Genomic DNA, 291 nt, shown 5'->3' with positions numbered 1-291 from the left:
TCTCCCTATAAGTCCTGTTAAATCTTTCTATATATCCATTTTGCATTGGTTTGCCAGGCTCTATATATTGAAAGGTAATACTATTGGCCTTACTCCAATGAGTCATCAATCCTGCAATAAGTTCTGGACCATTATCCATACGAATACTCTGAGGCTTTCCATATCTGCCTATCAGAGGATTAAGCACCCAAACAACTCGGCTACTTTTTAAGCTGTAATCGACTTCAATAAAAAGTACTTCTCTGTTATAGTCGTCAATTACATTGAAACTTCTGAATTTACGACCATTCT

Annotated in this window: 1 protein-coding gene; it reads right to left on the bottom strand. The window is 36.4% G+C overall.

The annotated features are described in order from the left end of the window. A partial coding sequence (locus GNY06_RS02830; RefSeq protein ID WP_166518714.1) for a DDE-type integrase/transposase/recombinase occupies positions 1-291 on the bottom strand: 291 nt, incomplete at both ends.

It is taken from the genome of Elizabethkingia argenteiflava, assembly GCF_009904105.1.
Classification (GTDB): domain Bacteria; phylum Bacteroidota; class Bacteroidia; order Flavobacteriales; family Weeksellaceae; genus Elizabethkingia; species Elizabethkingia argenteiflava.
The sequence above is the reverse complement of the archived record's forward strand: the minus strand, read 5'-3'. Positions and strand labels throughout refer to the sequence as shown.